Raw genomic sequence first — 231 nt, 5'->3', positions numbered from 1 at the left:
CAGCAGTGCTGATCGTATCCACAATACTGGCGTAAGAAACACCCATTAAGCTGGCTTTATTTCGATCAATGATCACTTGCCACTTTTGTTGTTGCGCTGGCAAATATATATCCATATCAACAACGTATTCGGTATCTCTGAAACGTTGCAATAAGTCATTGGCTGCTTGTTCACGTAATTCGGTGTTAGGCGCATAAACCTCAGCAACTATAGGCGACCAAACCGGTGGCC

Annotated in this window: 1 protein-coding gene; it reads right to left on the bottom strand. The window is 44.2% G+C overall.

Features of this window, described 5'->3' with window-relative positions:
* Positions 1-231 (bottom strand): hypothetical protein (locus AAEY88_RS15690; protein ID WP_350563889.1); only part of this gene is annotated, 231 nt, incomplete at both ends.

Origin of the sequence: Psychrobacter sp. CAL346-MNA-CIBAN-0220 (assembly GCF_040309805.1) — a bacterium.
In the GTDB taxonomy this organism is placed as follows: domain Bacteria; phylum Pseudomonadota; class Gammaproteobacteria; order Pseudomonadales; family Moraxellaceae; genus Psychrobacter.
Note: the sequence above shows the minus strand (reverse complement) of the source record. Positions and strands in the feature narration are given on the sequence as shown.